This is a genomic window from Cumulibacter manganitolerans, assembly GCF_009602465.1.
In the GTDB taxonomy this organism is placed as follows: domain Bacteria; phylum Actinomycetota; class Actinomycetes; order Mycobacteriales; family Antricoccaceae; genus Cumulibacter; species Cumulibacter manganitolerans.
In genome coordinates this window covers 1-23,442 of record NZ_WBKP01000049.1, presented here as the reverse complement: position 1 = coordinate 23,442, position 23,442 = coordinate 1, and the positions used below count along the sequence as shown (strand labels likewise).

The following is a 23,442-nucleotide window of genomic DNA, read 5'->3' as shown; positions in this document are numbered from 1 at the left end:
CGGGACGGCCGTGGAGGCCCCGGCGGCCGGCGCCGACCCGCCGCCGGGCACGACGGTGACCGAGGCGGCCGCGTACGGCGTCGCGGTCGAGTACAGGTCGCAGGTGGCGGTGATCTGGTAGGTCCCTGCGGCGGCCGGCGCGGTGTACGCGGTGGCCCACCCACCACTGGCGTCGACGGCCGTGACCGTGCTGACCGACGAGCTGCCGTCGGGGTGGCGCAGCGCCACGCTCACCACGCCCGGCGTGCCGCCGCTGCCGACGCAGCCACTGCCGCGCACCACGAGCTGCCCCTCGGGGATCACCGGGTTCGGTGCCACGGACAGCGCCGGCAGCGCCGTCGGGGCGTCGGCGTACGCCGACGCGCCCCAGGCGGCCAGGGGTGCGGCGACGAGCACGCCGGCGGTGAGCAGCTTGGTACGCAGCAAGACGGGAGGACCTCGAGGGGGCGAACGGGACGGCGCACTGCCGTCACGAATTGGTTACGAATCTTGCCAAGAGCCTAACAAGATGCGAGGCGCGCGAGGGCGTGATGTTGACGTCAGTCCGGGCGCGTCGCGATGCCGAGCAGCTCGACCGCGCTCCAGGCGACGTTCGTCAGGCGCCGCAGCGTCAGCTGCTCGAAGGCCACCCACTCGACGAGGTCGGTCGAGGAGTCCTCCTCGACCACCCGCAGCCGGTCCAGGTCGCTGCCGGGCACGGGCTCGACCGAGTAGATGATGCCGACGCCCTGGAAGTCCTCCAGCACGCCTTGGCGGTTGTGCCCGATCACGTGCAGGTTCGCCACGGTGTGCACGGCGCGCACGCGCACCATCAGCGACGTCTCCTCGTAGACCTCGCGCACCACGGCGTCGTCGGGGTGCTCTCCGTGGTCGATGCCGCCGCCGGGCAGGGTCCACATTCCGGCGCCGTAGTCGGTCGGCGAGATGCGGGTCAGCAGCAGCTCCTGGAGGCCCCGATCGTCGCGCACCAGGACGCCGTACGCGCCGATGCGCTGCCGAAGAACCGGGCTCTGGTCGTCCTCGATGCTCACGCCGACGACCCTACGCGCGCGGCCGGGCGGGATCGGCCGGCGTCCGCGATGGCGCCTGGTGCGTGGGTCGGCATTGGCTAACCGAATCGGATTCTGTAGAACGTAGGTATCCCTTTCGATCTGGAGGTAGCGATGGCTGTCGAGCTGAGCGCGGACCGGGGCACCCAAGCTGCCCAGCTCGCGCAGGAAGTGCGCGAGTTCCTCGACGCGCACGACCCCGCGAGCACGGACCCACTCGAGTTCCTGCGTGCCCGATACGACGCGGGCCTGGCGTGGGTGAACTTCCCCGAGGGCCTCGGCGGGAAGGGCTTGGACCGCTCCTTGCAGTCCGAGGTCAACGACGCCTTCGCGGCGGCCGGAGCACCCGACAACAACTCGTCGATCAACGTGATCGGCCTCGGCATGGCCGCCCCCACGATCCTGGCGTACGCCGACCGCGAGACGCAGGAGCGCCTGCTTCGTCCGCTGTGGACCGGTGAGGAGGTGTGGTGCCAGATGTTCTCCGAGCCCGGCGCGGGCTCGGACCTCGCGGGGCTGTCGACCTCCGCGGTGCAGCAGGAGTCCGGCGACTGGGTGATCAACGGGCAGAAGGTGTGGACGTCGCTGGCGCACCACGCGCAGTACGCCATCCTGGTCACCCGCAGCGACCCGAGTGCGGTCAAGCACCGCGGCATGACCTACTTCTACGTGAAGATGGACACGCCCGGCATCGACGTCCGCCCGCTGCGCCAGATCACCGGCCAGGCGGAGTTCAACGAGATCTTCCTCGACGACGTCGTCATCCCCGACTCCCAGCGGCTCGGCGAGATCGGTGCCGGCTGGGCGGTCGCGCAGACCACCCTCATGAACGAGCGCGTGGCCATCGGCGGCAAGGTCGCCAAGCGCGGCACCGAGGCGATCGGTGAGGCCGTGCGGACCTGGACCTCGGCGCCCGAGCACTCGCCGGCGCTGCGCGACCGGCTCCTGGAGAGCTGGGTCGAGGCGGAGGCCCTGCGGCTCGCGCAGATCCGGCTGGGCCAGCAGCTCGCGGCCGGCACGCCGGGTCCCGAGGGGTCGGCCGTCAAGCTCGGCCTGACCAACCTCACCCAGCGGCTCACCGGCCTCGAGCTGGAGATGGAGGGCGACGACGGCCTGCGCTACGACAACTACACGATGGGCCGCCCGGACGTCTCGGCCCGCAACTCCCGCGTGCCGGGCTTCCGCTACCTGCGCTGGAAGGGCCTCTCGATCGAGGGCGGCACCTCGGAGATCATGCGCAACATCGTCAGCGAGCGGGTGCTGGGCATGCCGCCGGAGTACCGCGTCGACAAGGATGTGCCTTGGAAGGATCTGCCCCGATGACCACGACCGCCAACGAGACCGTCCTCGGCAGCCAGTACGCGCTGATCGACCTCGACGAGGAGAACGAGCTCGCCTCGACGCTGCGCGGACTGCTGACCAAGCGGGCCGCGTGGCAGGACGTGCTGGCTCGCACCGAGGCCGAGGACAAGACCGACCGCGCGCTGTGGACGCAGCTCGCGAGCGAGCTCGGCCTGGCCGGGCTCGCCGTCCCCGAGGAGCTCGGCGGCGCCGGCGCCTCGTGGCGCGAGGTCGGCGTGGTGATGACCGAGCTGGGCCGCGCGACCGCGCCGGTCCCGTACCTCGGCAGCGCCGTCCTCGCCACCGCCGCGCTGCTGCACTCCGGCGAGACCCACCTGCTGGGGCAGATCGCGTCGGGGGAGAAGATCGCCACCCTCGCGGTGCCGTTCACCGCGTCCCCGACGGCGCCGTTCACGCCGACGGTCACCGTCTCGGAGGGCCGGCTGACCGGGCGGATCCCGGTGGTCGCCGACGCGCTCGCCGCCGACGTGCTCGTCGTGCCGGCGGCCGACGGGCTGTACGCCGTGGCGGCGTCCGAGGCAACCATCGCGGCGTCGGTCTCGCTGGACATGACGCGGCCGCTCGCCGACATCACCCTCGACGGCGCGCAGGGCACCTCCCTCGGTGGCGACCCCGCGGGCGCCGTCCGCGAGGCGCTCACCATCGGCGCGGCGATGCTGGCGTGCGAGATGCTCGGCGTGGCGCAGAACGCCCTGGACACGGCCATCGCCTACATGAAGCAGCGCTACCAGTTCGGCCGGCTGATCGCGTCGTACCAGGCGCTCAAGCACCGGATGGCCGACGTGTACGTCGGGGTGTCGCAGCTGCAGGCCGCCGCGAAGTACGCCGCGGCGTGCGCCGGCGGGGGCGACGCCGACCTGCCGATCGCGGCCGCCGTCGCGAAGGCGCACGCGTCGGTCAGCGCCGTCCACGCGGCCCAGGAGTGCCTGCAGATGCACGGCGGGCAGGGTATGACGTGGGAGAACCCGTCGCACCTGATGGTGAAGCGGGCCAAAGCCGACTCGCTGGCGCTCGGCCGCGCCGACGCGCACCGCACCTGGCTCGGGGAGCTCATCAACCTCCCGGCCTAGCCCCCACCCGTTGTACCGCCGCCAGCTCGACCGTCCGCCCACGGACGGTCGAGCTGGCGCGGTTCGGGGCGTCGTCGCCCCCAGACGCTCCACGACAAGCGGCCGGTGCCGGCCGGCTGTCCGTCCACCGCTAGTCGGCTGGACAGCGCCGGCAGCGCTTCGGCGGCGGGCCGCCCCAGAGCACCCGGGCGGTGCTGCACGGGGTGACCCAGCAGTCGGCCCATCCGAACCGGAACGTCACCCATCCGAGCCCGGCGTGGCGGTTGTCGAGTGCTCGGTCCCGCTTGCGGTCGTGGTACGCCGCGCCGTCCAGCTCCACCAGGGCGCGCGCGTCCAGGTATGCGCCGTCGGACCGGTGGCCGCTGCCCGGGACGACGTACTGCCGGCGCATCGGCGGCAGCGCGTGCGCGGTCACCACGAGGTCGTCGTACACCCGCTCGAGCGCGCTCTCGATCCCGGCCGCATCGGCGAGAATCCTGTCGAGCAGCGCCCGATGGCGCACCCGTCGTCGCCGATCCACGACCGCCGACAGCCGCTGCGGCGCTGTCCGGCGTTCCTGCAGCGCGCGGCTCACCAGCGCGATCGCGTCCAGCTCGTCGAGCGTGCCGACGACGTCGATGACCGTGTCCTCGAGTGCGATGCGTGGCGGCTCCTTGTCCTCGACGACCCGGCCCGGGTAGTCGGAGCGCACGAACCGCACCCATGGCCTCCCGCGAGGGCGATCGTGGGTGCGCGCGAGCACCTCGATCGGCAGCACCCGCGGTCCGAGCTCGTGCAGCGCCAGCGCGGTCGTGCCGAACGCCGTCCCGCCGTCGCCTGCCAGCACCAGCGACGCCGCGAGGTAGTGGTCCCAGCCGGCGGAGGGCGCAATCGCGTGGACGCCGCCGGCGAGGCGGGTCAGCTCGCGCCCGACGAGCGAGCGGATGCCGTCGGGCGTCACCCCGCACTCGCGCAGCTCGCGCGTGGTGGTGATCGCCCCGGGCTGGGCGGCCCGTTCTGCGATGGGGGAAGGAAGGCGTTGTCGAGAGAACATGGCTGCGACAATGGGGTGCTCGCGCTGCGGTGGCGACGGGCCGCCGCCCGGCTGTGGAGGCGCTCGGCGCCCTGTGGACGACGAGCACCCGGTCGGCGACCTCGCCCGGACCGCTAACCGGCGACAGAACGGGGCGTCGTCGCCCCGGGAGGTCGCCCGACAACCGTCCGGGGGAGCAAGTCCACGGGGAGCGGCCGGCGGCCGACACGCCCGGGTACGTGATCGAGGTCGCTCGCGCGGCCCTTTGTGATAATTCGCGCCCTGGCGTAAAGTTGTTCGTTGGCGTGCGCTAGTTCTGAACCCATCCGCTGTGGCCGCGGATCCAGAACCACCCTCAGTCGCGCCCGGCACGAACCGGCACCGCCCACCAGGGCTGGTGCCGCCGCATGCAGACGATGGTTAGAGGTTATGGCGAAAAAAGACGGCGCAATCGAGGTTGAAGGCAAGGTAGTCGAGCCCCTTCCGAACGCGATGTTCCGCGTTCAGTTGGAGAACGGGCACCTGGTCCTGGCACACATCTCGGGCAAGATGCGCCAGCACTACATCCGCATCCTCCCCGAGGACCGCGTGGTCGTGGAGCTCTCGCCGTACGACCTGACCCGTGGGCGCATCGTCTACCGCTACAAGTAGTACGCCGCGTCCGCTCGTCCCCATCCTCGAACAACTCCGTAAGGGCATCACGTGAAGGTCAACCCCAGCGTCAAGAAGATCTGCGACAAGTGCAAGGTCATTCGTCGCCACGGCCGCGTCATGGTGATCTGCGAGAACCTGCGCCACAAGCAGCGTCAGGGCTAGCAGCACCGGCCGCCCGCGGCGTACGCCGCAGGCATGCAGCACAACAAGAAATAGGACTCTCCGAACTTCCTGAAGTGGAAGACCCCTGGTGTTACGAGGCCGGGGCCGGGCTGTGGCTAGCCCGGGTGCGCGAGTCCACACCTCGTAACAACACCGGGTACCGCACCCACAAGGAGCCACGAAGCACATGGCACGCATCTCCGGCGTCGACCTCCCGCGCGAGAAGCGCACGGTCATCGCCCTCACCTACATCTACGGCGTCGGCCGTACGTCGTCCGAGCAGGCCATCGCGGCCACCGGCATCGACGGCAGCACCCGCGTGAAGGACCTCACCGAAGAGGACCTTGTCAAGCTGCGCGAGTACATCGACGCGAACCTCCAGGTCGAAGGTGACCTCCGTCGTGAGGTCCAGGCTGACATTCGTCGCAAGATGGAGATCGGCTGCTACCAGGGCATCCGCCATCGTCGCGGTCTTCCCGTCCACGGACAGCGCACCCGCACGAACGCGCGCACCCGCAAGGGCCCGAAGAAGACGATCTCCGGCAAGAAGAAGAAGTAGTAGCTCCTTCTCGCTCATCGACCATCAGCTGATTCCTCACACCACTTTGGAGTAGAAGGCCACATGCCTCCCAAGACTCGCGCGGGCGCCAAGAAGGTCCGCCGCAAGGAAAAGAAGAACATCGCCGTGGGCCAGGCCCACATCAAGAGCACCTTCAACAACACGATCGTCTCCATCACCGACCCGACCGGCGCGGTGATCTCGTGGGCCTCGGCCGGTCACGTCGGCTTCAAGGGCTCGCGCAAGTCCACGCCGTTCGCGGCGCAGATGGCCGCCGAGAACGCCGCCCGCAAGGCGCAGGAGCACGGCATGAAGAAGGTCGACGTGTTCGTGAAGGGCCCCGGCTCCGGCCGCGAGACCGCGATTCGTTCACTCACCGCCGCCGGCCTCGAGGTCGGCACCATCTCCGATGTCACCCCGCAGGCGCACAACGGCTGCCGTCCGAAGAAGCGTCGTCGCGTCTAGGCGCGGGAAGGTAAAGGTTTAGGCAGAAATGGCACGTTACACAGGTCCCGCGACCCGTATCTCCCGTCGTCTGGGCGTCGACCTCGTCGGCGGCGATCAGAGCTTCGAGCGTCGTCCGTACCCCCCGGGGCAGCACGGGCGCAACCGCATCAAGGAGAGCGAGTACCGCACTCAGATGCAGGAGAAGCAGAAGGCCAAGTACTCGTACGGCATTCTCGAGAAGCAGTTCCGTCGGTACTACGAGGAGGCGGTGCGTCGCCAGGGCAAGACCGGTGACAACCTCCTGCAGATCCTCGAGTCGCGGCTGGACAACGTCATCTACCGCGCCGGTATCGCGCGCACCCGCCGCCAGGCCCGCCAGCTGGTGTCGCACGCGCACTTCACCGTCAACGGGCAGAAGGTGAACATCCCCAGCTTCCGCGTCTCGCAGTACGACATCATCGAGGTCAAGAGCAAGTCGCTGTCGAGCACCCCGTTCGAGATCGCCAAGGCGACCATGGGCGAGCGCCCGGTCCCGGCGTGGCTGCACGTCAACCCGAACACGCTGCAGGTCCTCGTGCACCAGCTCCCCGAGCGCGCTCAGATCGAGATCCCTGTCGCCGAGCAGCTTATCGTCGAGCTCTACTCGAAGTAGTCATCCACCTCGGTGTGGGCCCTGTGCACCCAGGGCCCACACCGCGCTGATCGTCATATAGCGGGCGATCTGCCAGAAAGGAAAACTCTGTGCTCATTTCGCAGCGTCCTACCGTCACCGAAGAGCGCGTCGATGACCTTCGCTCCCGGTTCATCATCGAACCGCTCGAGCCCGGCTTCGGCTACACCCTCGGTAACTCCCTGCGCCGCACCCTCCTGTCGTCGATCCCTGGTGCCGCGATCACCAGCATCAAGATCGACGGCGTCCTCCACGAGTTCCAGACGGTCCCGGGCCTGAAGGAAGACGTCACCGAGCTGATCCTGAACCTCAAGGAGCTCGTCGTCTCCTCCGAGGAGGACGAGCCGGTCACCGTCGTGCTGCGCAAGCAGGGCCCCGGCGACGTCACCGCCGGCGACATCGCCGCGCCGGCCGGCGTCATCGTGCACAACCCCGACCTGAAGATCGGCACGATCAACAAGAAGGGCTCGATCGAGATCGAGCTGACGGTCGAGCGCGGCCGCGGCTACGTCCCGGCCCCGCAGAACAAGCAGCAGGGCCAGGAGATCGGCCGCATCCCGGTCGACTCGATCTACTCGCCGGTCATGAAGGTCAGCTACAACGTCGAGGCGACCCGCGTCGAGCAGCGCACCGACTTCGACCGCCTCGTGGTGGACGTCGAGACCAAGCCGTCGATCACCCCGCGGGACGCGATCGCGTCGGCCGGCCGCACCCTCGTCGAGCTGTTCGGGCTGTTCCACGAGCTCAACGTCGAGGCCGAGGGCATCGAGGTCGGCCCGTCGCCGTCCGAGGCCGCCGACCTTGCGTCGTACACGATGCCGATCGAGGACATGGACCTCACCGTCCGCTCCTTCAACTGCCTCAAGCGCGAGGGCATCCACACCGTCGGTGAGCTGGTCTCGCGCACCGAGGCGGACCTGCTCGACATCCGCAACTTCGGTCAGAAGTCGATCGACGAGGTCAAGCTCAAGCTGCACGGCATGGGCCTGGGGCTGAAGGACTCCTCCCCGTTCGACCCCTCGCAGATCACCGGCATCTACGACGACGAGTTCGACACCGGCTTCACCGACGCCGGCGGCCAGGACGACGCCGACTACGCCGAGACCGAAGAGCTCTAGCCCAGCGCGGTACGCCGCATCCCACACATCGAAGAAGCAGTAACCGACAGGAGCACCGATCATGCCCACGCCCACCAAGGGCGCCCGTCTCGGCGGTAGCGCATCGCACCAGAAGCTGATGCTGGCCAACCTCGCTACCGCGCTGTTCGAGCACGGCCGGATCACCACCACCGAGGCCAAGGCCAAGCGTCTGCGTCCGCTCGCAGAGCGCCTGATCACCTTCGCCCGCCGGGGTGACCTGCACGCGCGCCGCATCGTGATGTCGACCATCCGCGACAAGGACGTCGTCCATCACCTGTTCGCCGAGATCGGCCCGCGCTACGTGGACCGTCCGGGCGGCTACACCCGCATCATCAAGGTCGGCCCGCGCAAGGGCGACAACGCGCCGATGGCGATCATCGAGCTCGTCGAGGAAGCCTCCGCGACCACGCAGGTCGTCAAGGAGGCCGAGGCCGCCCGCGGCGCGAAGTTCGAGAAGGACCAGCCCAAGGCCGAGGCCGAGCAGCCCGCCGAGGACGCCGCCGCGACGCAGGAGCAGGACGAGCCGGCCGAGGCCGCCTCGGACAGCAAGCGCGAGGACGAGTCCGAGTAACGCAGCGGATGACCGGTCCTCGATGACCAGCTATCCCGCACCGCCAGAGCCCGCCACCCCCACCCGGGGTGGCGGGCTCTCGCTGCCTGCCGGGGACGGCGTGGACCGGCTCGTGCGGGTGCGCCTGGACATCGCGTACGACGGCACCGACTTCTCCGGGTGGGCGGTCCAGCCGGACCGCCGCACGGTGTGCGGCGTCCTGCAGAGCACGCTGCAGCTGATCCTCCGGCAGCCAGTGCGCCTCACGGTGGCCGGTCGCACGGACGCCGGCGTGCACGCCACCGGCCAGGTGGCGCACCTCGACCTGCCGGCCGGGCTGTATGCCGCGCACGAGCGCCTGCTGACCCGCCGGCTGGCCGGGCTCCTGCCGCCGGACGTGCGGGTGCGCGCGCACCGGGTCGTCACCGGCTCCTTCGACGCACGCTTCAGCGGCCTGTCCCGCAGCTACGCCTACCGGATCAGCGACCACGAGTGGGGCATCGACCCGTTGCGTCGCCACGACGTGGTGCACTGGCCGCGGCCGCTGGACACCGCGCCGATGCAGGCGGCCTCCGACGAGCTGCTCGGGCTGCGCGACTTCGCGGCGTACTGCAAGCGGCGCCCGGAGGCCACCACGATCCGCACCCTGCACCGGCTCGACTGGGCGCGCGAGCCGGACGGGGTGATCCGGGCGGACGTCGTCGCGGACGCCTTCTGCCACTCGATGGTGCGCTCGCTCGTCGGCGCGCTGATCGCCGTGGGCGAGGGCCGCCGGCCGATCGGCTGGCCCGCCGGCCTGCTGGCGCTCGCGGAGCGCTCCAGCGAGATCACGGTCGCGCCGCCCGGTGGTCTCACCCTGACCGGTGTGGAGTACCCGCCGGACGAGCAGCTCGAAGCGCGCAACGCGGTGACCCGCAACCGGCGCGACCGGGACTGAGCATCCGGCCGCCGAACCTGGCAAGGTCTGTAGGCATGACCGACAAACCACTGCTGCTCGTCGTCAACGGGCCGCCGGCATCCGGCAAGACGACCCTCGGCGAGAAGGTCGCGGAGGCGCTGGCCATCCCGATCATCTCCAAGGACGCGATCAAGGAGGAGCTCTACGACAGCATCGGTGCGGTGGCCCGCAAGGTCACCCGGCACCTCGGCGAGACCTCGATGCGGCTGATGTACCTCACGGCGCGCAAGACGCTCGAATCGGGCAACGCGATCGTCATCGAGGCCAACTTCAACCACGGGATCTCCGAGGCCGACATCGGCCGGCTGATCCCGCTCTGCGAGCCGCTGCAGCTGCACTGCGCGGCGCCGCCGGAGGAGCTGGTCGACCGGTATGAGGACCGGGACGACGACGGCGACCGGCACCCCGTGCACGAGGGCGCGGACGGAGCCGACGAGCTCAAGGACGAGCTCGACGACGGGTTGTACGAGCCGCTGGATCTCGACGTCCCGACGCTCGAGGTCGACACCAGCGACGGGTACCGGCCGGGCATCGAGCAGATCGTGGAGTGGATCCGCGGCAGGGTCCCGAGCGTCTGAGGACAGCCCCGAGCCCGTCCAGCCCGACCGGAGGCCGCCATGAGCCAGCCGCGCTTCCCGCACGATCCGCGCCCGGAGGTGCGGTACGAGGTGAGCTACCCGCCGCCCGCCCCGCGCGTGCCGGGCCCGGTCCCGCCCAGTAGCTACGGGACGCCGTACGGCGCCTCGTACGGCGCGCGCCCCGCCTCCGCGGCGCGGTCGCGCGCGCCGCTCGGGATCGCCGCGCTGGCGGTCCTGGCGCTCGCCGTCGGCCTCACGGTGCTCCTCCTGCTCCGCTCGCCCGCGCGGGTGAGCGGCACCGGCGCCGCCGCGACAACCGGCGGCGCCTCGGCGGCGGAGCAGGTCACCGCCGAGTTCTTCGCCGCCGTCGACGAGAAGGACGAGGGCGCCATGAAGGACCGCGGCCGCGGCGACATCCTCGAGGACATCGAGATGATCGTCGATGGCGAGCCGGTACCCGACGGCCTGCACTTCGCCGAGGGCAGCGCCACCGAGTCGACGACCGCGGCGGTGGACGGCGTGCGGATCGCCGCGGTCGCGTGGGAGCTGGACGACCCGCCCGAGGGCATCACCGACGACGCCACGCTGACGGTGCGGCTGCTGGACGACGGCGACGGCTACCGCATCTGCGACATCGACGGCTCGGGCAGCGCCTCGGTGGCCGGTGTCCTGAAGGGGTTCGAGAACGAGTACGAGGACATCTGCGACTACCAGAAATAGCCGCGGCGGCCGCCCTCTAGGGTGAGCGCATGAGCATTCACATCGGGGCAGAGCCCGGCCAGATCGCACCCTACGTCCTCATGCCCGGCGACCCGCTGCGGGCGAAGTGGATCGCCGAGAACTTCCTCGAGGACGCCAAGCAGTACACCGACGTGCGCAACATGCTGGGCTTCACCGGCACCTACAAGGGCATGGAGATCTCGGCGCAGGGCTCGGGCATGGGGCTGCCGTCGTTCTCCATCTACTGCACCGAGCTGCTCAAGGACTACGACGTGCAGTCGGTGATCCGGGTGGGGTCGGCCGGCGCGATGCACGAGCACGTGAAGATCCGGGACGTGGTGCTGGCGCAGGGCGCGTGCACCGACTCCAACCTCAACCAGCTGCGCTTCGAGGGCATCGACTTCGCGCCGATCGCCGACTTCGAGCTGCTGCAGGCCGCGTACGGCGTGGGCCAGGACCGCGGCACCAGCATGCACGTCGGCAACATCTTCTCCTCCGACTCCTTCTACAACGACCGTTCCGAGCTGGTCAGCCGCACCAGCGAGTACGGCGTCCTCGCCGTCGAGATGGAGGCCGCCGCCCTGTACACGCTCGCCGCGAAATATGCCCGCAAGGGCCTGGCGATCGTGACGGTCTCCGACCACCTGATCACCGGGGAGGAGACCTCGGCGCAGGAGCGCCAGGAGTCCTTCGGCGACATGGTCGAGATGGCTCTCGAGACGATCGTCGCCGTCCACGGCGTCTGATCCGGTTACGTAGGGAGATGCCTCGATGTGCCCACTGGCTCCCGCTGACGCGCGCGCAGGCGGCGCGTCGGCGGGATGCCGTGGCTAGAGTCGGCTGCGCACACCGTGAACCGGTGTGGGCGAGAGAGTGGAGCCGATGAGCACCGTAGACGCGCAGCTGCAGATCCTCCGTGAGCAAGAGGCCGCTCGACGGGAGTCCTGGCCCGCCGGGATCCCCCGGGCGGTCGAGTACGTCAACGGCGAGCGACCGCTGAGCGACTACCTCCGGTGGCGCGGGCGGATCAACGCCGACAAGCCGGCCGTGCACTTCTACGGCCGGGACCTGACGTTCGGACGCCTCGACCAGGAGAGCGACGCCGTCGCCGCCTACCTGATCGGGAACGGGTTGGCACGTGGCGACCGGGTCGCGCTGATGATGCAGAACTGCCCGCAGTACGTCGTGGCCTACTGGGGAGTGATCCGGGCGGGTGCAGTCGTCGTCCCGCTCAATCCCATGTTCAAGGCGGCCGAGGTCCGCCAGCAGCTGGTCGACTCGGGGGCGACCGTCGCGATCGTGCAGGCCGACTACGCCGCCCTCATCGACGCGGTGCGGCCGCAGACCGACCTCGCGTTGGTCGTCGGGCTGCACATCGCGGACTACGCCGGCGCGGATTCGGCGATGCGCACACCCTTCTCCACCGAACCGGCAGCTGATCCGGGCGGAGTCGACGCGATGTGGCCCGCGGTCGTCGCGACACCGACCGCCGGGGTCACGCTGCCGGCGCCGGAGCTCGACGCCACCGCGGCGCTGAACTACACCGGTGGTACGACCGGTCGACCGAAAGGGTGCGAGCACACCCAGGGCACGATGCTCTACACCGCGGCGGCGTCCGCGACGGTACGGCGAACGTTCGAGACGGGCGCTGATACGTCCGACTCCGTGAGCCTGAGCTACCTGCCGGTGTTCTGGATCGCCGGCGAGAACATCGCGGTCATCCAGCCGGTGTACACCGGGGCGACCTGCGTGCTGCTGACACGGTGGGATGCCAAGGCGGTGCTCGCCGCGATCGACCGGTTCGGTGTGCACGGCATGTCGGGGACGGTCGACAACTACCTCGAGCTGATGGACGACCCGGAGATCGTCGTCCGTGACCTGTCGAGCCTTCGAAGCCCATCGACGATGTCGTTCGTGACCAAGCTGACCCCCCTCATCCGCCAGCAATGGCGCGATCGCGCCGGGCCGCACTCCGTGCTGCGCGAAGGCTCGTACGGGATGACCGAGACGCACACCAGCGACACCTTCGTCGTCGGTTTCCAGAACGACGACTTCGACCTCCTCGGCGAGCCGACCTTCGTGGGCCTGCCGGTCCCGGGGACCGAGATCAAGGTCTGCGACTTCGAGACCGGCGAGGTGCTGCCGAGCAACGTCGGGGGCGAGATCCTCGTGCGGACGCCGTCGCTGATGAAGGGGTACTGGCGGAACCCGGAGGCGACCGCCGAATGCATCAGCGACGGCTGGTTCCGCACCGGTGATCTCGGTGCGATCCGCGACGACGGCTGCCTGCGTTACATCGGCCGCCGCAAGGAGATGCTCAAGGTCAACGGGATGAGCGTCTTCCCGACCGAGCTGGAGTCGTTGCTCGTCGAGCACCCGGCGCTGGCGGCCGTCGCCGTGGTCGGGGTCGCCGACCGCGAACGCGGAGAACGGCCGCGCGCCTACGTCGAGCTCAACGGTCGCCGCGAGACGTCACCCGAGGAGCTGACCGAATGGGCACGCGCGCACGTCGCCGGCTACAAGGTCCCCGAGTTCGTCATCATCGACGAGCTGCCGCGTACCGCAACCGGCAAGGTGCGCAAGGTCGACCTGCTCGAGCTACCGACGCCATCAAGCGTCGCGACGGCGGCCCGAGCGGCGGGGACGTCGTGAACACCGCGGGGCCGAGCGACGGCGCTCTCGCAGGGATCACCGTCATCGAGCTGACGCATGCCATCGCCGGACCGCAATGCGGGCAGATTCTCGCCGATCATGGTGCCCACGTGATCAAGGTCGAGCCACCGGCCGGTGACTTCAGCCGCGGTGCGCGACCGATCGTCGACGGCGACAGTGTCTACTTCGCCTGCCACAACCGAGGCAAGCGCTCGGTGGTACTGGACCTGAAGGACGAGGCCGACCGACTCTCCTTCGACAAGCTGCTTTCGTCCGCCGACGTCCTGCTCACCAACTACAGCGCCGATGTGCCGGCCCGGCTGGGCTTCGGCTTCGACCAGCTGTCCACCCGGTTCCCGCGACTGGTCGTCGCGCACATCACCGGCTTCGGGATCACCAGTGCAGACCGGGCCGTGCGCGCATACGACGGGATCGTTCAGAGCATGTCCGGTATCCCGGCCTCCACCGGATCGCCGGGCACCGCCCCGGTCCTCGCATCGGCATTTGTGGCCGACCACATCGCCGCCTACCACGCGGCGCTCGGCATCATGTTCGCGCTCCGCGAGCGAGACCGAACCGGTGAGGGAAGCCTCGTCGACATCAGCATGCTGGATGCATACGCGTCGACATCCGCGCACTTCCTGCAGGCGTCGGTCAGCGGACAGGAGCCAGTCCCTGTCGGTAATCGGGTCGCGACGGCGTTCTCGAGCACGTTCGCGGCGCGCGACGGCGACGTCTACCTCGCTCCCATCGGCGCGGGGAAGTGGGCCACGTTCTGCGGCCTGCTCGAGATCGACGATCCGCAGCTGACGGACTATCAGCAGATGCTTGGGTACGCCCGCGAGCCGGCGTACGACGCGGTGGCCGAATGGTGTCGCGAGCGCGATCGCGACGACATCGTGGCGCTCATGCAGCAGTACGGCATCCCGTGTGGTCCGGTCCTCACGTCCCGCGACTACGCGATGCGCGCACTGCGTGAGGAGCGTCTTCTCCGGGTGTCGGCTCCGGATGGCCCGTCGTACTGGACGCCCGGTCCAGTAGGCAATGTGGGCCTTACCTCCGACCCCAGACGCGCTGTAGTGCCTCCTCTCGGAGGCGACACGGAGCACCTTCTCGAGCGGCCCTCCGCGACTGGAAGGTAGGTCCCTACCGGACCTTTGGTAGGGAGTCACCCACTGTGAAATCCCTGTGGCGCAACGGATCATGGCTGAAGCCGCCGATTGCATTCGGCTCCGTTACCTGCCGTGGAGGACTGAAGTGGCCGAGCGTGACCCCGACCGTCCGATCCTGCGGGTCGCGGACCTGGCCGTGTCGTTCGACTCCGCGGACGGCCCGCTCCAGGCCATCCACGATGTGTCGTTCGAGCTGCGCGCCGGCCAGATCACCGGTCTGGTAGGCGAAAGCGGTAGTGGCAAGTCGGTGACCGGGTTGTCGCTGATGGGTCTGCTCCCGACGAGCGCCGAGGTGACCGGGTCGATCCAGCTGGCCGGTCGCGAGCTGGTCGGGCTTGGTGACCGAGAGCTGACCACAGTGCGCGGCGGCGATATCGCGATGATCTTCCAGGACGCCCAATCCGCCCTCGACCCCGTGCAGCGCATCGGCGCGCAGATCGCCGACACGGTTCGCGCGCACGGCGACGTCGGCCGCAGAACCGCTCTGGTTCGCGCCGAGGAGCTGCTTCGCCAGGTCGGGATCCCTGACCCGAGGGCGCGCATGCGGGACTTCCCGCATCAGCTCTCCGGTGGCATGCGCCAACGCGTGATGATCGCGGTGGCGCTCGCCGGCGAGCCGTCGGTGCTGATCGCCGACGAGCCGACGACCGCGCTCGACGTGACGATCCAGGCACAGATCCTCGACCTGTTGCGCGACGCCTGTGCCGAGAGCGGAACCGCGCTGCTGATGATCACCCACGACCTCGGCGTCGTTGCCGAGCTGTGCGAGCAGGTGATCACGATGTACGCGGGGGAGGTGGTCGAGACGGCGGCGGTCGACGACCTGCTGGTGACCCCGCATCATCCCTACTCCAGCGGGCTGATCTGCTCGATCCCGGTGGCCACCTATGGCGAGGATCGGCTCCGCAGCATTCCCGGTCGGGTCCCGGGACTCCACGAGATGCCCGCGGGGTGCCGCTTCGAGGCCCGCTGCACCCACGCGCGAGGACGCTGCCGTGATCAGCATCCTGAGCTGCGCCTCGTCGCAGGCGCAGCGCCCGCGCGATCGCGGTGCCACTTCGCGGACGAGCTCGAGCTCGCGGGGGCGACTGCTCCGGTCGCCGGTGATGCCGGATGAGCCCGGTCTCCACGGCGGCCACGGCCGTCCCCCCTGTGCTGGCGGTCGACGACCTGCAGGTGCGCTTCAGCCTCGGCCGCGGCAGGACGTTGCGTGCGGTCGACGGGGTCAGCTTCGACCTGGCGGCCGGCTCGACACTCGGCATCATCGGCGAGTCCGGATCGGGCAAGTCCACCCTCGCGCGGGCGATCATGGGGCTGGCGCCGATCGCAGGCGGGCGAGTGACAGCCGGCGGCGCACCGGTTCCGTCCGGGGGTGGCCGGACGGCACGAGGGGCGCGCCGTGCCGTGCAGATGGTCTTCCAGGACCCCACCGAGGCCCTGGACCCCCGGCTGGCGGTCGAGGCGTCCATCGCCGAACCGCTGCTGGTCAACCGGATCGCCAAGGGCCGCCGGGCGCGGACGAAGGTCGCCGAGCTGCTCGACCGAGTGGGGCTCACCGAGCAGCAGGGTCGTCGGCGGCCACGGGATCTGTCCGGCGGGCAACGGCAGCGGGTCAACATCGCCAGGGCGCTCGCCCTCGACCCGCGGGTGCTGATCTGTGACGAGGCGGTCTCGGCCCTGGACGTGTCGATCCAGGCGGACATCCTGAACCTCCTGATGGACCTGCAGCAGGAGTCCGGTATCGCCTACCTGTTCATCTCGCACGACATCGGCGTCGTGTCGCGGATCTGCGACCGGATCGGCGTGATGTACCTCGGCCAGCTCGTCGAGTCCGGGACGACCCGGCAGGTCACCGGCACGCCGAGGCATCCCTACACCGAGGCGCTGCTATCGGCCGAACCGGTGCCGCTCCCGCGTTCGATGCGCACAGATCGCCGGATTGTGCTGCGCGGTGAGCTGCCCAGCCCCCTCAATCCACCGAGCGGGTGCCGGTTCCGTACCCGTTGCAGGTTCGCGACCGACCTGTGCGAGCAGGTTCCGCAAGTGCACAACTTCGCCGACGGGCACCGATCACGTTGCCACTTCGCCGATGAGCTCACGTTGGTCGGCGGTCATCTGTCGTCCCTCACGAATGGAGAGAATGGATGAGTACACGGCATGACAGCCGGTTCCGGAAGCCCGGAATCCTATTGGCGTTGGCGAGTGCGTTGCTGCTCCTCGTCAGTGCCTGCGGTGGCGGGGCCTCCGGAGCCGCACAGAAGGTCGATACCGACTACGGTGATCCGGTCTCCGGCGGCGAGCTGCGGATCGGCTACGCCCTCTCGCCGTCCTCGCTGGACCCGCTGCGCGGCGGCGCCGGCAGCGACCATGTCACGCTGTACCCGATCTACGACCGGCTCGTGAATTTCGACGACGAGATGAAGCCGGTACCGAGTCTGGCGAAGTCATGGGAGAACCCCGACCCCAAGACGCTCGTCCTGCATCTGCAGCAGGGCGTGACCTTCCACGACGGGACGCCGTTCAACGCCGACGCGGTCAAGTTCAATCTCGACCGTGGGCGCACCAATCCCGTCTCCAACGTCAAGGCCGAGCTCGCCTCCGTGACCTCGGTCGACGTCGTCGACGACGCCACGGTGAAGCTCGCGCTGGCGGAGCCCGACTCCTCTCTCCTGCTCAAGCTCGCCGACCGGGCCGGGATGATGGCTTCGCCCGCTGCCCTGCAGAGCGATCCCGACGCGCTCACCAAGAAGCCGGTCGGAACCGGCCCGTTCTCGTTCGTGAGCTTCTCGCCCGGTGACTCGCTGGTACTGGAGAAGAACCAGAACTACTGGCAGGACGGGAAGCCCTACCTGGACAAGCTCGCCTTCAAGTTCATGACGAACACTCAGACTCTCGTGAACTCGATCCAGGGCGGTCAGGTCGACTTCGTGACCCGCCTGAATGCCCAGACCTACAAGTCGCTGAACGCGAAGTCCGATCTCGTGGTCTCCGCCGATACCTCACTTGGTGTCGACGGCTGCTACATCAACGCGTCGATGGCGCCCACCGACAACCTCCAGCTGCGGCAGGCGATGGCGTACGCGATCGACTACGAAGGGATGAAGAACTCCCTCACCTTCGGCGCCGGAGGTGAGATAGCGAGTGGCCTGTTCCCTAAGGACTACTGGGCCCACCCGTCGGTCGAGTGGCCCTACAAGTACGACGTGAAGAAGGCGAAGGAGCTCGTCGCGGAGTCAGGTGTCGAGAACCCGGAGGTGAACGTGGTCGGGTTCAACGGCCCAGGCGAGCAGCGCAAGCTGGAGATCATCCAGGGCTACCTCAAGGCGGTCGGCATCACGATGAACATCAACATCGAGGAGGTCGGTACCGCGACCGCCGATTACGTCGCCCAGAAGTTCGGGATGTACTGCGCGTCGTGGACCGGACGACCGGACCCGAGCCAGACCTACGACAACCTGCTCTCGCCGACCGGCTACTTCAACGGCGGCAAGTACGCCGAGCCCGGGGTCGAGCAGGCGTTGTCGGCCGGCAACGAGGTGACCGGCCTGAAGGAACGGGTCAGCGCGTTCGACGCCGCCGCCCAGTACGAGGCCGACACGCTGCTGTTCCTGCCGATGGTGCACGTGCCGCTGGTGACGGCGTACGCGCCGAAGGTGAAGGGCTACTACCCGTCGCTGTACGGCAAGGCCGACCCCAGCTTCTTGTGGATCGGCAAGAAGTCCTAGTGACCACCTGGGCGTGGCGGCGCGCCTCGGTGCGCCGCCACGCCGCGGACGGAGGAGGTAGGCGGTGCTCGCCACTATCGGAAAGCGGCTGCTCGCGGCGATCCCGACAATTCTGCTCGCGAGCGTCGTCGTATTCCTGCTCGTGCAGATCATCCCCGGTGATCCGGCGGTGACGATCGCGGGAGAGTCCGCGACCCACGAGCAGGTGGCTGCCATCCGCGACTCGCTCGGGCTCAACGAGTCGTTGGTCGAGCAGTACTGGTCGTGGCTCACCCACGCCCTACAGGGCGATCTCGGCGAATCGCTGTTCACGCACGAGCCGGTGCTGCCGGCGCTGCTGCGGACCCTGCCGGTGACCCTCACGATCGTGGTCCTCGCATTCATCATCGCCGTGGTCGTGGGCATCGTGGCGGGCGTGCTCGCCGGATGGCGTGCGAACTCCTGGATCGACCGCATCGTGTCGGCCCTTGCTGCGATCGGGCACTCCCTGCCCAGCTTCTGGTTCGGGCTGATCCTCGTCACCTCCCTGGCGCTCACCCTGGGGCTGTTCCCGGCAAGCGGTTCGGTCAGCCCGTTAGACGACCTTGGGGGAGCGATCGGTTACTCGATCCTGCCGGCGACCGCCATGGGGGTGGTCGGCGCGGCGGAGGTCGCGCGGCAGGTCCGCGGCGCGATGATCACCGCGATGCAGTCCGACGCGGTCCGAACCCACCGCGCGAAGGGATTGCCGCAGAAACAGGTCGTGTTCCGAGCGTTCAAGAACTGCGCCGTCCCGACGCTCACCATCGCCGGGCTGGTCTTCAACAGCTTCCTCGGCACGACGGTCGTCATCGAGGCGGTGTTCGGAGTCGGTGGTCTCGGCGGCCAGATCGTCACCGGGACCCTGCAGAAGGACTACCCGATCATCCAGGGGGTTGTGCTGATCACCGCCGCGATCGTCATCGTCGTCAATCTTGTCGTCGACATCTTGTACCGCGTTGCCGATCCACGAACCCGTTAGGTGAAGTCAATGTGGCGATTTCTGAGGTCTGACCTGCGCGCGTTCGTCGCGGCGGCCTTCCTTGCTGCGCTGGTCGCGCTGATGCTGCTAGCGCCCTTCATCAGCACCGGGCACCCGGACCTGCAGGGCCCGGACGCGTTCGCGGGTATCGGCCAGGCCGGTCATCTCCTTGGCGCGGACGACACCGGACGCGACAGCTGGACCAGGCTGCTGTACGGCGCACGAACGTCGATCCTCGCGTCAATGACCGCGGTCGTGACGGCGCTGGTGGTGGGTGTGCCGCTCGGTCTGGCGGCCGGCTACTTCGGCCGCTGGGTGGACGCCGTCCTGATGCGAGTCGTGGACACTCTCCTGGCGTTTCCCTCTCTCGTGCTCGCCATCGGTGTGGGCGCCGCTCTCGGCGGCGGAATCACCAAGGCGATGATCGCGGTCGGCGTCGTGTTCTCGCCCATCATCGCGCGTATCACCAGGGGACAGGTGCTCTCGTTGCGGAGGCGGTTGTTCGTGGAAGTGGCCGCTACCTACGGAAGCAGCCGGCTGCGGATCCTGCTGCGGCACGTGCTCCCGAACAGCCTGCGGCCGGTGGTCATCCAGTCCGCTCTGCTGTTCGCCACCGGAATCCTTGCGGAAGCGAGCTTGTCGTTCCTGGGCCTGGGCGTGCGGCCCCCGACCGCGAGCTGGGGCACGATGCTGCGCAGCTCGTTCGATTATCTCTCCAGCGCGCCGTACGCGATCTACGCTCCCGGCATCGCCATCGTGCTGACGGTTCTGGCCGTCAACTCACTGATCGATGCACTGGCTGATCGCTGGGAAGGCATTGCGGTGACCAAACGACGACGCAATCGAACAATGGTTGGTGTGTAGCATCGGCAGCGACGAAATGGAGCGGATAGTGACCTCGGGACGCACCGCGCCGGACGGTCCTTCGCTCGCCGACGGCCGGGAATCGACCAGGTGGGCCGCCGGCCTCATCGATTCGTTGCGCAGTGGGGCCCGCCGGATCGTCGCCCTGGTAGGCGAACCGGGGATCGGCAAGACTCGTCTGATCGGAGAGATCCGGCAGGAGTCTGGATCCGACGTCGCGTTGCTCGACGCGTTGTGTCAGGAGCAGGGACAGGCGATGCCGTTCGCTCTGCTTCGTGCCCTGGTGATGTCGGTGCGTGACAAGCTCGACGATGCCGCGGACCAGCGTCGGGCGCAGGAGATTCTCGACGCCGTAGGTGATCTGGTCGGTGACACGCAGCCGGTGCAGACGATCTATGCACTCTTCGAGGACTTCATCCGCTCGGTGTCGACGCATGCCCCGGTGGCCGTGCTCGTCGATGATGCGCACCTGGGCGATGAAGAGTCGATCACGGCGATCTCGCTTCTGTCCCGGCACTCCGGGCTGACCGGCCTGCTCATCGTCTGCAGTGCGCGGACGGAGGCGATGAGCAGCGATTCTCGCGTCATCTCGACCATCGGACGAATGGTGGAAGGACCTGGAGGCGAGGTCCACGAGCTCGAGCGGCTGCACCGGGGCGATCTGGCCGCGCTCGTGCAGAGTGAGCTGGGCGCGTCGGCGGACGATCGGCTGCTCGACGTCGTGGAGAAGTACTCGCTCGGCAATCCGCTCTTCGCGATCGCCGCCGTCCAGCTGCTCGGTCAGCGTTCGCGGATCGCGCTGCGCCGCGATCGTGCCTACCTCACCGACGAGCACGCGGGCGGCGGCATGACCAAGCGCGGCGCGCTGTTGCACCGGCTGTTCATGCAGGACAACGCCCGCCGGACGGTCGCGCGCCTCGTGGCCATCTTCGGTCCAGTCACGCTGGAGGACATCCCGGTGCTCGACGATATCGCCCGGCTCCCGGCGGGCGCCGTGGCGGCGGCCTTCGACGGGCTGATCGAGGCCCGCATCCTGGAAGAGCGCCCCGACGGCGCCTACTTCTTCGTCCACCCGCTCGTCGGGGAGATGCTGCTGGAGGACATCGGCCCGCTGGAGCGCAAGCACCTGCACAAGGATCTCGCCAAGGCTCTGGCGCGCACCGGGGACCCGCAGCACGTGCGTCACCTCGTGATGGGCGCCGACCGCGGCGACGAGGTGGCCATCGACGCCGCGCTCGGCGCCGCAGCGGACCTCGCAGCTCGCCGACCGCTCTCGGCGGCGCAGTGGTACGAGCGCGCTCTCAAGATCATCTCGCCCGCGGACACCGCCCGGCGCGTGCAGTGCATGCTCGGTCAGACCACCGCCTACTGGAAAGGCTCGCGTCCGGCGCGAGCCGTGGAGTCCGGCCTTGCCGCGTTGCGGGTATGCGACGACCCGAAGATCCGCGCGGAGCTCCATTCGGTTGTCATCGGCGCCACCTTCGCCATGGGTGAGTGGCCGACCGCTGTACGGCACGCTCGCGCGGCGATCGCCGAGTTTCCGGAAGAGCCGCGGTTCCTCGCCCAGCACACCGCCAGCCTCGCGACGCAGGGCCTGCGGGCCGAGCTCGACCCGCACCTGCGGCGGATGCGGCAGATTGCCGAGGGCGAGGGGGAGCGGCCGGACGAGGTGACGCTGTCCTTCTTCGGTCACGTCGGCGCCATCGTCGGTGACCGGGTGATCTTCGACTATGCGACGGCCGGCCTGGACACGCTGATGCGGTCTGCCCTGGCGCGCGGCGCCGCGACCGGACGAGCCGTCGCTGCGGCGGAATCCCTGGCCTACCTCTACGCGAAGACCGGTGATGTGCGGGCGTGCCGTGAGGTGCTCGCGACGGTCGACCGGGACACCGGCGGGTCGCGGCTCGATCTCGGCGGCCAGCGGTCGTTCGCCGACGGGCTGCTGCTCGCCGCCGCCGGTCGGTGGGACGACGCGCTCGCGCTGATTCGCCGGGCCGCCATCGATCTGGAGTTCATGGAGCTGCGCTCGAACCTCGCCTGGCTGACCTTGCTCGAGGCGCAGATCGAGTTCCGCAAGGGCAACGTGGCCGCGGTGGTCGACCTGTTCGGGACGTCGACCCGCCAGGCCCAGAACTCGCGCGGCGGCGGGATCGCCGAGGTGCTGCTGGAGAAGGCTCGCGCAGTGTTGGAGGGCCGCGAGGTCGACGTCGACCTCATCCAGCGGGTCTGCGACATCGCGCACGATGCGGGCTGGTGGGCTGCCGAGCTCTACGCGGCGCTGACCGCCGTCATCGCCGGGGACGGCACGACGGCGGTCGACATGCGGGAGCGGATCGCGGGACTACGTGACCGGCATCCGTTCGCCGACGCCGAGTTCGCCCTGTCGCTGGCCACGGAGGCCGGGGACAGCCCACCGCTTCTGGCGGCCGTCCTCGACGGCGCGCTGCGCGCGCGTTCGCTGTGCTGGCTCGCGATCGACGGCATCGCGGCCCACGCGACGGACGGCATCGCGGCCCACGCGAGGGACGGCGCCGTCCCGCCGGTGGGTGGTGGCGAGAACGACGAGCTCTCCGAGGACGACCGCCACATGATCGCGCTGGTACGCGACGGGCTGAACAACAGGGAGATCGCCGAGGTCATCCACTTCAGCCGCAAGACGGTCGAGGCGCGGCTGTCGCGGCTCTATCGGATGTTCGAGTGCCGGTCTCGGATCGAGCTGGTGGTCGAGGCGACCCGCCAGGGGATCCTCTAGCGCCGAACCGCTATTCGACGGTGACGAGCGCGCCGCCCTCGGTCACCGAGTCGCCCTCGGCGACATGCACGGCGCTGACCGTTCCAGCGTTCTCGATCTCGACCGGGATCTCCATCTTCATGGACTCCAGGATCATCACGGTGTCACCCTCGGCCACCGCGTCACCAGGCTTGACCAGCACCTTCCAGACGTTGGCGACGATCTCCGACTCGATCATTTCTGCCATGACATTCCTTTCGTAGGGGCGTTGCAGCAGCGGACCGGGCTCAGGGCCGGGCTCCGAAGGTGGGCCGGCCGGTGAGCCGCGGGATGATCCGGTAGGCGTCGTGGACCCAGTCGCACAGCAG

25 protein-coding genes are annotated in these 23,442 nt (G+C 69.2%); 21 read left to right on the top strand and 4 right to left on the bottom strand.

Going from position 1 to position 23,442, the window contains the following annotated elements; genetic code table 11:
• On the bottom strand, positions 1–426 hold a 426-nt coding region (locus tag F8A92_RS15005), incomplete at its 3' end, for a hypothetical protein (RefSeq protein WP_153505982.1).
• 113 nt (positions 427–539) lie between these two features.
• Positions 540–1,031: an NUDIX domain-containing protein gene (locus F8A92_RS15000; protein ID WP_194291519.1), complete on the bottom strand. Its 492-nt coding sequence runs from the start codon at positions 1,029–1,031 to the stop codon at positions 540–542.
• A gap of 132 nt (positions 1,032–1,163) precedes the next feature.
• Between F8A92_RS15000 and F8A92_RS14995 the strand changes: the two genes are divergently transcribed.
• Both F8A92_RS14995 and F8A92_RS14990 read left to right on the top strand, forming a co-directional pair.
• On the top strand, positions 1,164–2,372 hold the full coding sequence (locus F8A92_RS14995) for an acyl-CoA dehydrogenase family protein (RefSeq protein ID WP_153505980.1): 1,209 nt from the start codon (positions 1,164–1,166) through the stop codon (positions 2,370–2,372).
• Positions 2,369–3,481, top strand: coding sequence for an acyl-CoA dehydrogenase family protein (locus tag F8A92_RS14990; protein ID WP_153505979.1), 1,113 nt, complete (start codon positions 2,369–2,371; stop codon positions 3,479–3,481). The genes F8A92_RS14995 and F8A92_RS14990 overlap by 4 nt, the downstream gene beginning before the upstream one ends.
• A gap of 130 nt (positions 3,482–3,611) precedes the next feature.
• Here F8A92_RS14990 and F8A92_RS14985 read toward each other — a convergent pair whose 3' ends face one another.
• Positions 3,612–4,514, bottom strand: a complete 903-nt coding sequence (locus F8A92_RS14985) for a hypothetical protein (protein WP_153505978.1) — start codon at positions 4,512–4,514, stop codon at positions 3,612–3,614.
• A gap of 408 nt (positions 4,515–4,922) precedes the next feature.
• Between F8A92_RS14985 and infA the strand changes: the two genes are divergently transcribed.
• From infA to F8A92_RS14890, 19 genes are all read left to right on the top strand, one after another.
• The gene (gene infA, locus F8A92_RS14980) at positions 4,923–5,144 is read left to right on the top strand and encodes a translation initiation factor IF-1 (RefSeq protein ID WP_153505977.1); all 222 of its coding nucleotides are present in this window, start codon (positions 4,923–4,925) and stop codon (positions 5,142–5,144) included.
• 51 nt (positions 5,145–5,195) lie between these two features.
• On the top strand, positions 5,196–5,309 hold the full coding sequence (rpmJ, locus tag F8A92_RS14975; RefSeq protein WP_018682809.1) for a 50S ribosomal protein L36: 114 nt from the start codon (positions 5,196–5,198) through the stop codon (positions 5,307–5,309).
• Positions 5,310–5,496: 187 nt separating this feature from the next.
• Entirely contained in the window at positions 5,497–5,868 is a 372-nt protein-coding gene (gene rpsM / locus F8A92_RS14970; protein WP_153505976.1) for a 30S ribosomal protein S13, read from the top strand.
• A 63-nt stretch (positions 5,869–5,931) separates the two neighbouring features.
• Positions 5,932–6,333, top strand: a complete 402-nt coding sequence (rpsK, locus tag F8A92_RS14965; RefSeq protein WP_153505975.1) for a 30S ribosomal protein S11 — start codon at positions 5,932–5,934, stop codon at positions 6,331–6,333.
• 28 nt (positions 6,334–6,361) lie between these two features.
• The gene (gene rpsD / locus F8A92_RS14960; RefSeq protein WP_153505974.1) at positions 6,362–6,967 is read left to right on the top strand and encodes a 30S ribosomal protein S4; all 606 of its coding nucleotides are present in this window, start codon (positions 6,362–6,364) and stop codon (positions 6,965–6,967) included.
• 89 nt (positions 6,968–7,056) lie between these two features.
• The gene (locus tag F8A92_RS14955) at positions 7,057–8,103 is read left to right on the top strand and encodes a DNA-directed RNA polymerase subunit alpha (RefSeq protein ID WP_153505973.1); all 1,047 of its coding nucleotides are present in this window, start codon (positions 7,057–7,059) and stop codon (positions 8,101–8,103) included.
• 61 nt (positions 8,104–8,164) lie between these two features.
• The gene (gene rplQ, locus F8A92_RS14950; RefSeq protein WP_153505972.1) at positions 8,165–8,695 is read left to right on the top strand and encodes a 50S ribosomal protein L17; all 531 of its coding nucleotides are present in this window, start codon (positions 8,165–8,167) and stop codon (positions 8,693–8,695) included.
• Between the two features lie 22 nt (positions 8,696–8,717).
• The gene (truA, locus tag F8A92_RS14945; protein WP_194291518.1) at positions 8,718–9,611 is read left to right on the top strand and encodes a tRNA pseudouridine(38-40) synthase TruA; all 894 of its coding nucleotides are present in this window, start codon (positions 8,718–8,720) and stop codon (positions 9,609–9,611) included.
• A 35-nt stretch (positions 9,612–9,646) separates the two neighbouring features.
• On the top strand, positions 9,647–10,210 hold the full coding sequence (locus F8A92_RS14940; protein WP_153505971.1) for an AAA family ATPase: 564 nt from the start codon (positions 9,647–9,649) through the stop codon (positions 10,208–10,210).
• A 39-nt stretch (positions 10,211–10,249) separates the two neighbouring features.
• Positions 10,250–10,930: a hypothetical protein gene (locus F8A92_RS14935; protein WP_153505970.1), complete on the top strand. Its 681-nt coding sequence runs from the start codon at positions 10,250–10,252 to the stop codon at positions 10,928–10,930.
• Positions 10,931–10,959: 29 nt separating this feature from the next.
• Positions 10,960–11,676, top strand: a complete 717-nt coding sequence (gene deoD, locus F8A92_RS14930; RefSeq protein ID WP_153505969.1) for a purine-nucleoside phosphorylase — start codon at positions 10,960–10,962, stop codon at positions 11,674–11,676.
• A 136-nt stretch (positions 11,677–11,812) separates the two neighbouring features.
• A complete protein-coding gene (locus F8A92_RS14925) occupies positions 11,813–13,582 on the top strand; it encodes an AMP-binding protein (RefSeq protein ID WP_153505968.1) in 1,770 nt (589 codons plus the stop codon).
• The gene (locus tag F8A92_RS14920) at positions 13,579–14,724 is read left to right on the top strand and encodes a CaiB/BaiF CoA transferase family protein (RefSeq protein ID WP_194291517.1); all 1,146 of its coding nucleotides are present in this window, start codon (positions 13,579–13,581) and stop codon (positions 14,722–14,724) included. The genes F8A92_RS14925 and F8A92_RS14920 overlap by 4 nt, the downstream gene beginning before the upstream one ends.
• 115 nt (positions 14,725–14,839) lie before the next feature.
• Positions 14,840–15,871: an ABC transporter ATP-binding protein gene (locus tag F8A92_RS14915; protein WP_228389475.1), complete on the top strand. Its 1,032-nt coding sequence runs from the start codon at positions 14,840–14,842 to the stop codon at positions 15,869–15,871.
• A complete protein-coding gene (locus F8A92_RS14910; RefSeq protein ID WP_153505965.1) occupies positions 15,868–16,902 on the top strand; it encodes an ABC transporter ATP-binding protein in 1,035 nt (344 codons plus the stop codon). The genes F8A92_RS14915 and F8A92_RS14910 overlap by 4 nt, the downstream gene beginning before the upstream one ends.
• Positions 16,899–18,479 (top strand): ABC transporter substrate-binding protein, encoded by a 1,581-nt coding sequence (locus tag F8A92_RS14905; protein ID WP_153505964.1) that lies wholly within the window; start codon positions 16,899–16,901, stop codon positions 18,477–18,479. The genes F8A92_RS14910 and F8A92_RS14905 overlap by 4 nt, the downstream gene beginning before the upstream one ends.
• Before the next feature lie 64 nt (positions 18,480–18,543).
• A complete protein-coding gene (locus F8A92_RS14900; protein WP_153505963.1) occupies positions 18,544–19,479 on the top strand; it encodes an ABC transporter permease in 936 nt (311 codons plus the stop codon).
• 9 nt (positions 19,480–19,488) lie between these two features.
• The gene (locus F8A92_RS14895) at positions 19,489–20,343 is read left to right on the top strand and encodes an ABC transporter permease (RefSeq protein WP_153505962.1); all 855 of its coding nucleotides are present in this window, start codon (positions 19,489–19,491) and stop codon (positions 20,341–20,343) included.
• 28 nt (positions 20,344–20,371) lie between these two features.
• A complete protein-coding gene (locus F8A92_RS14890) occupies positions 20,372–23,095 on the top strand; it encodes an ATP-binding protein (RefSeq protein WP_194291516.1) in 2,724 nt (907 codons plus the stop codon).
• Between the two features lie 10 nt (positions 23,096–23,105).
• On the opposite strand, the gene F8A92_RS14885 is transcribed toward F8A92_RS14890, so the two are convergent.
• On the bottom strand, positions 23,106–23,321 hold the full coding sequence (locus tag F8A92_RS14885) for a biotin/lipoyl-binding carrier protein (RefSeq protein WP_153505960.1): 216 nt from the start codon (positions 23,319–23,321) through the stop codon (positions 23,106–23,108).
• Positions 23,322–23,442 lie beyond the last annotated feature (121 nt).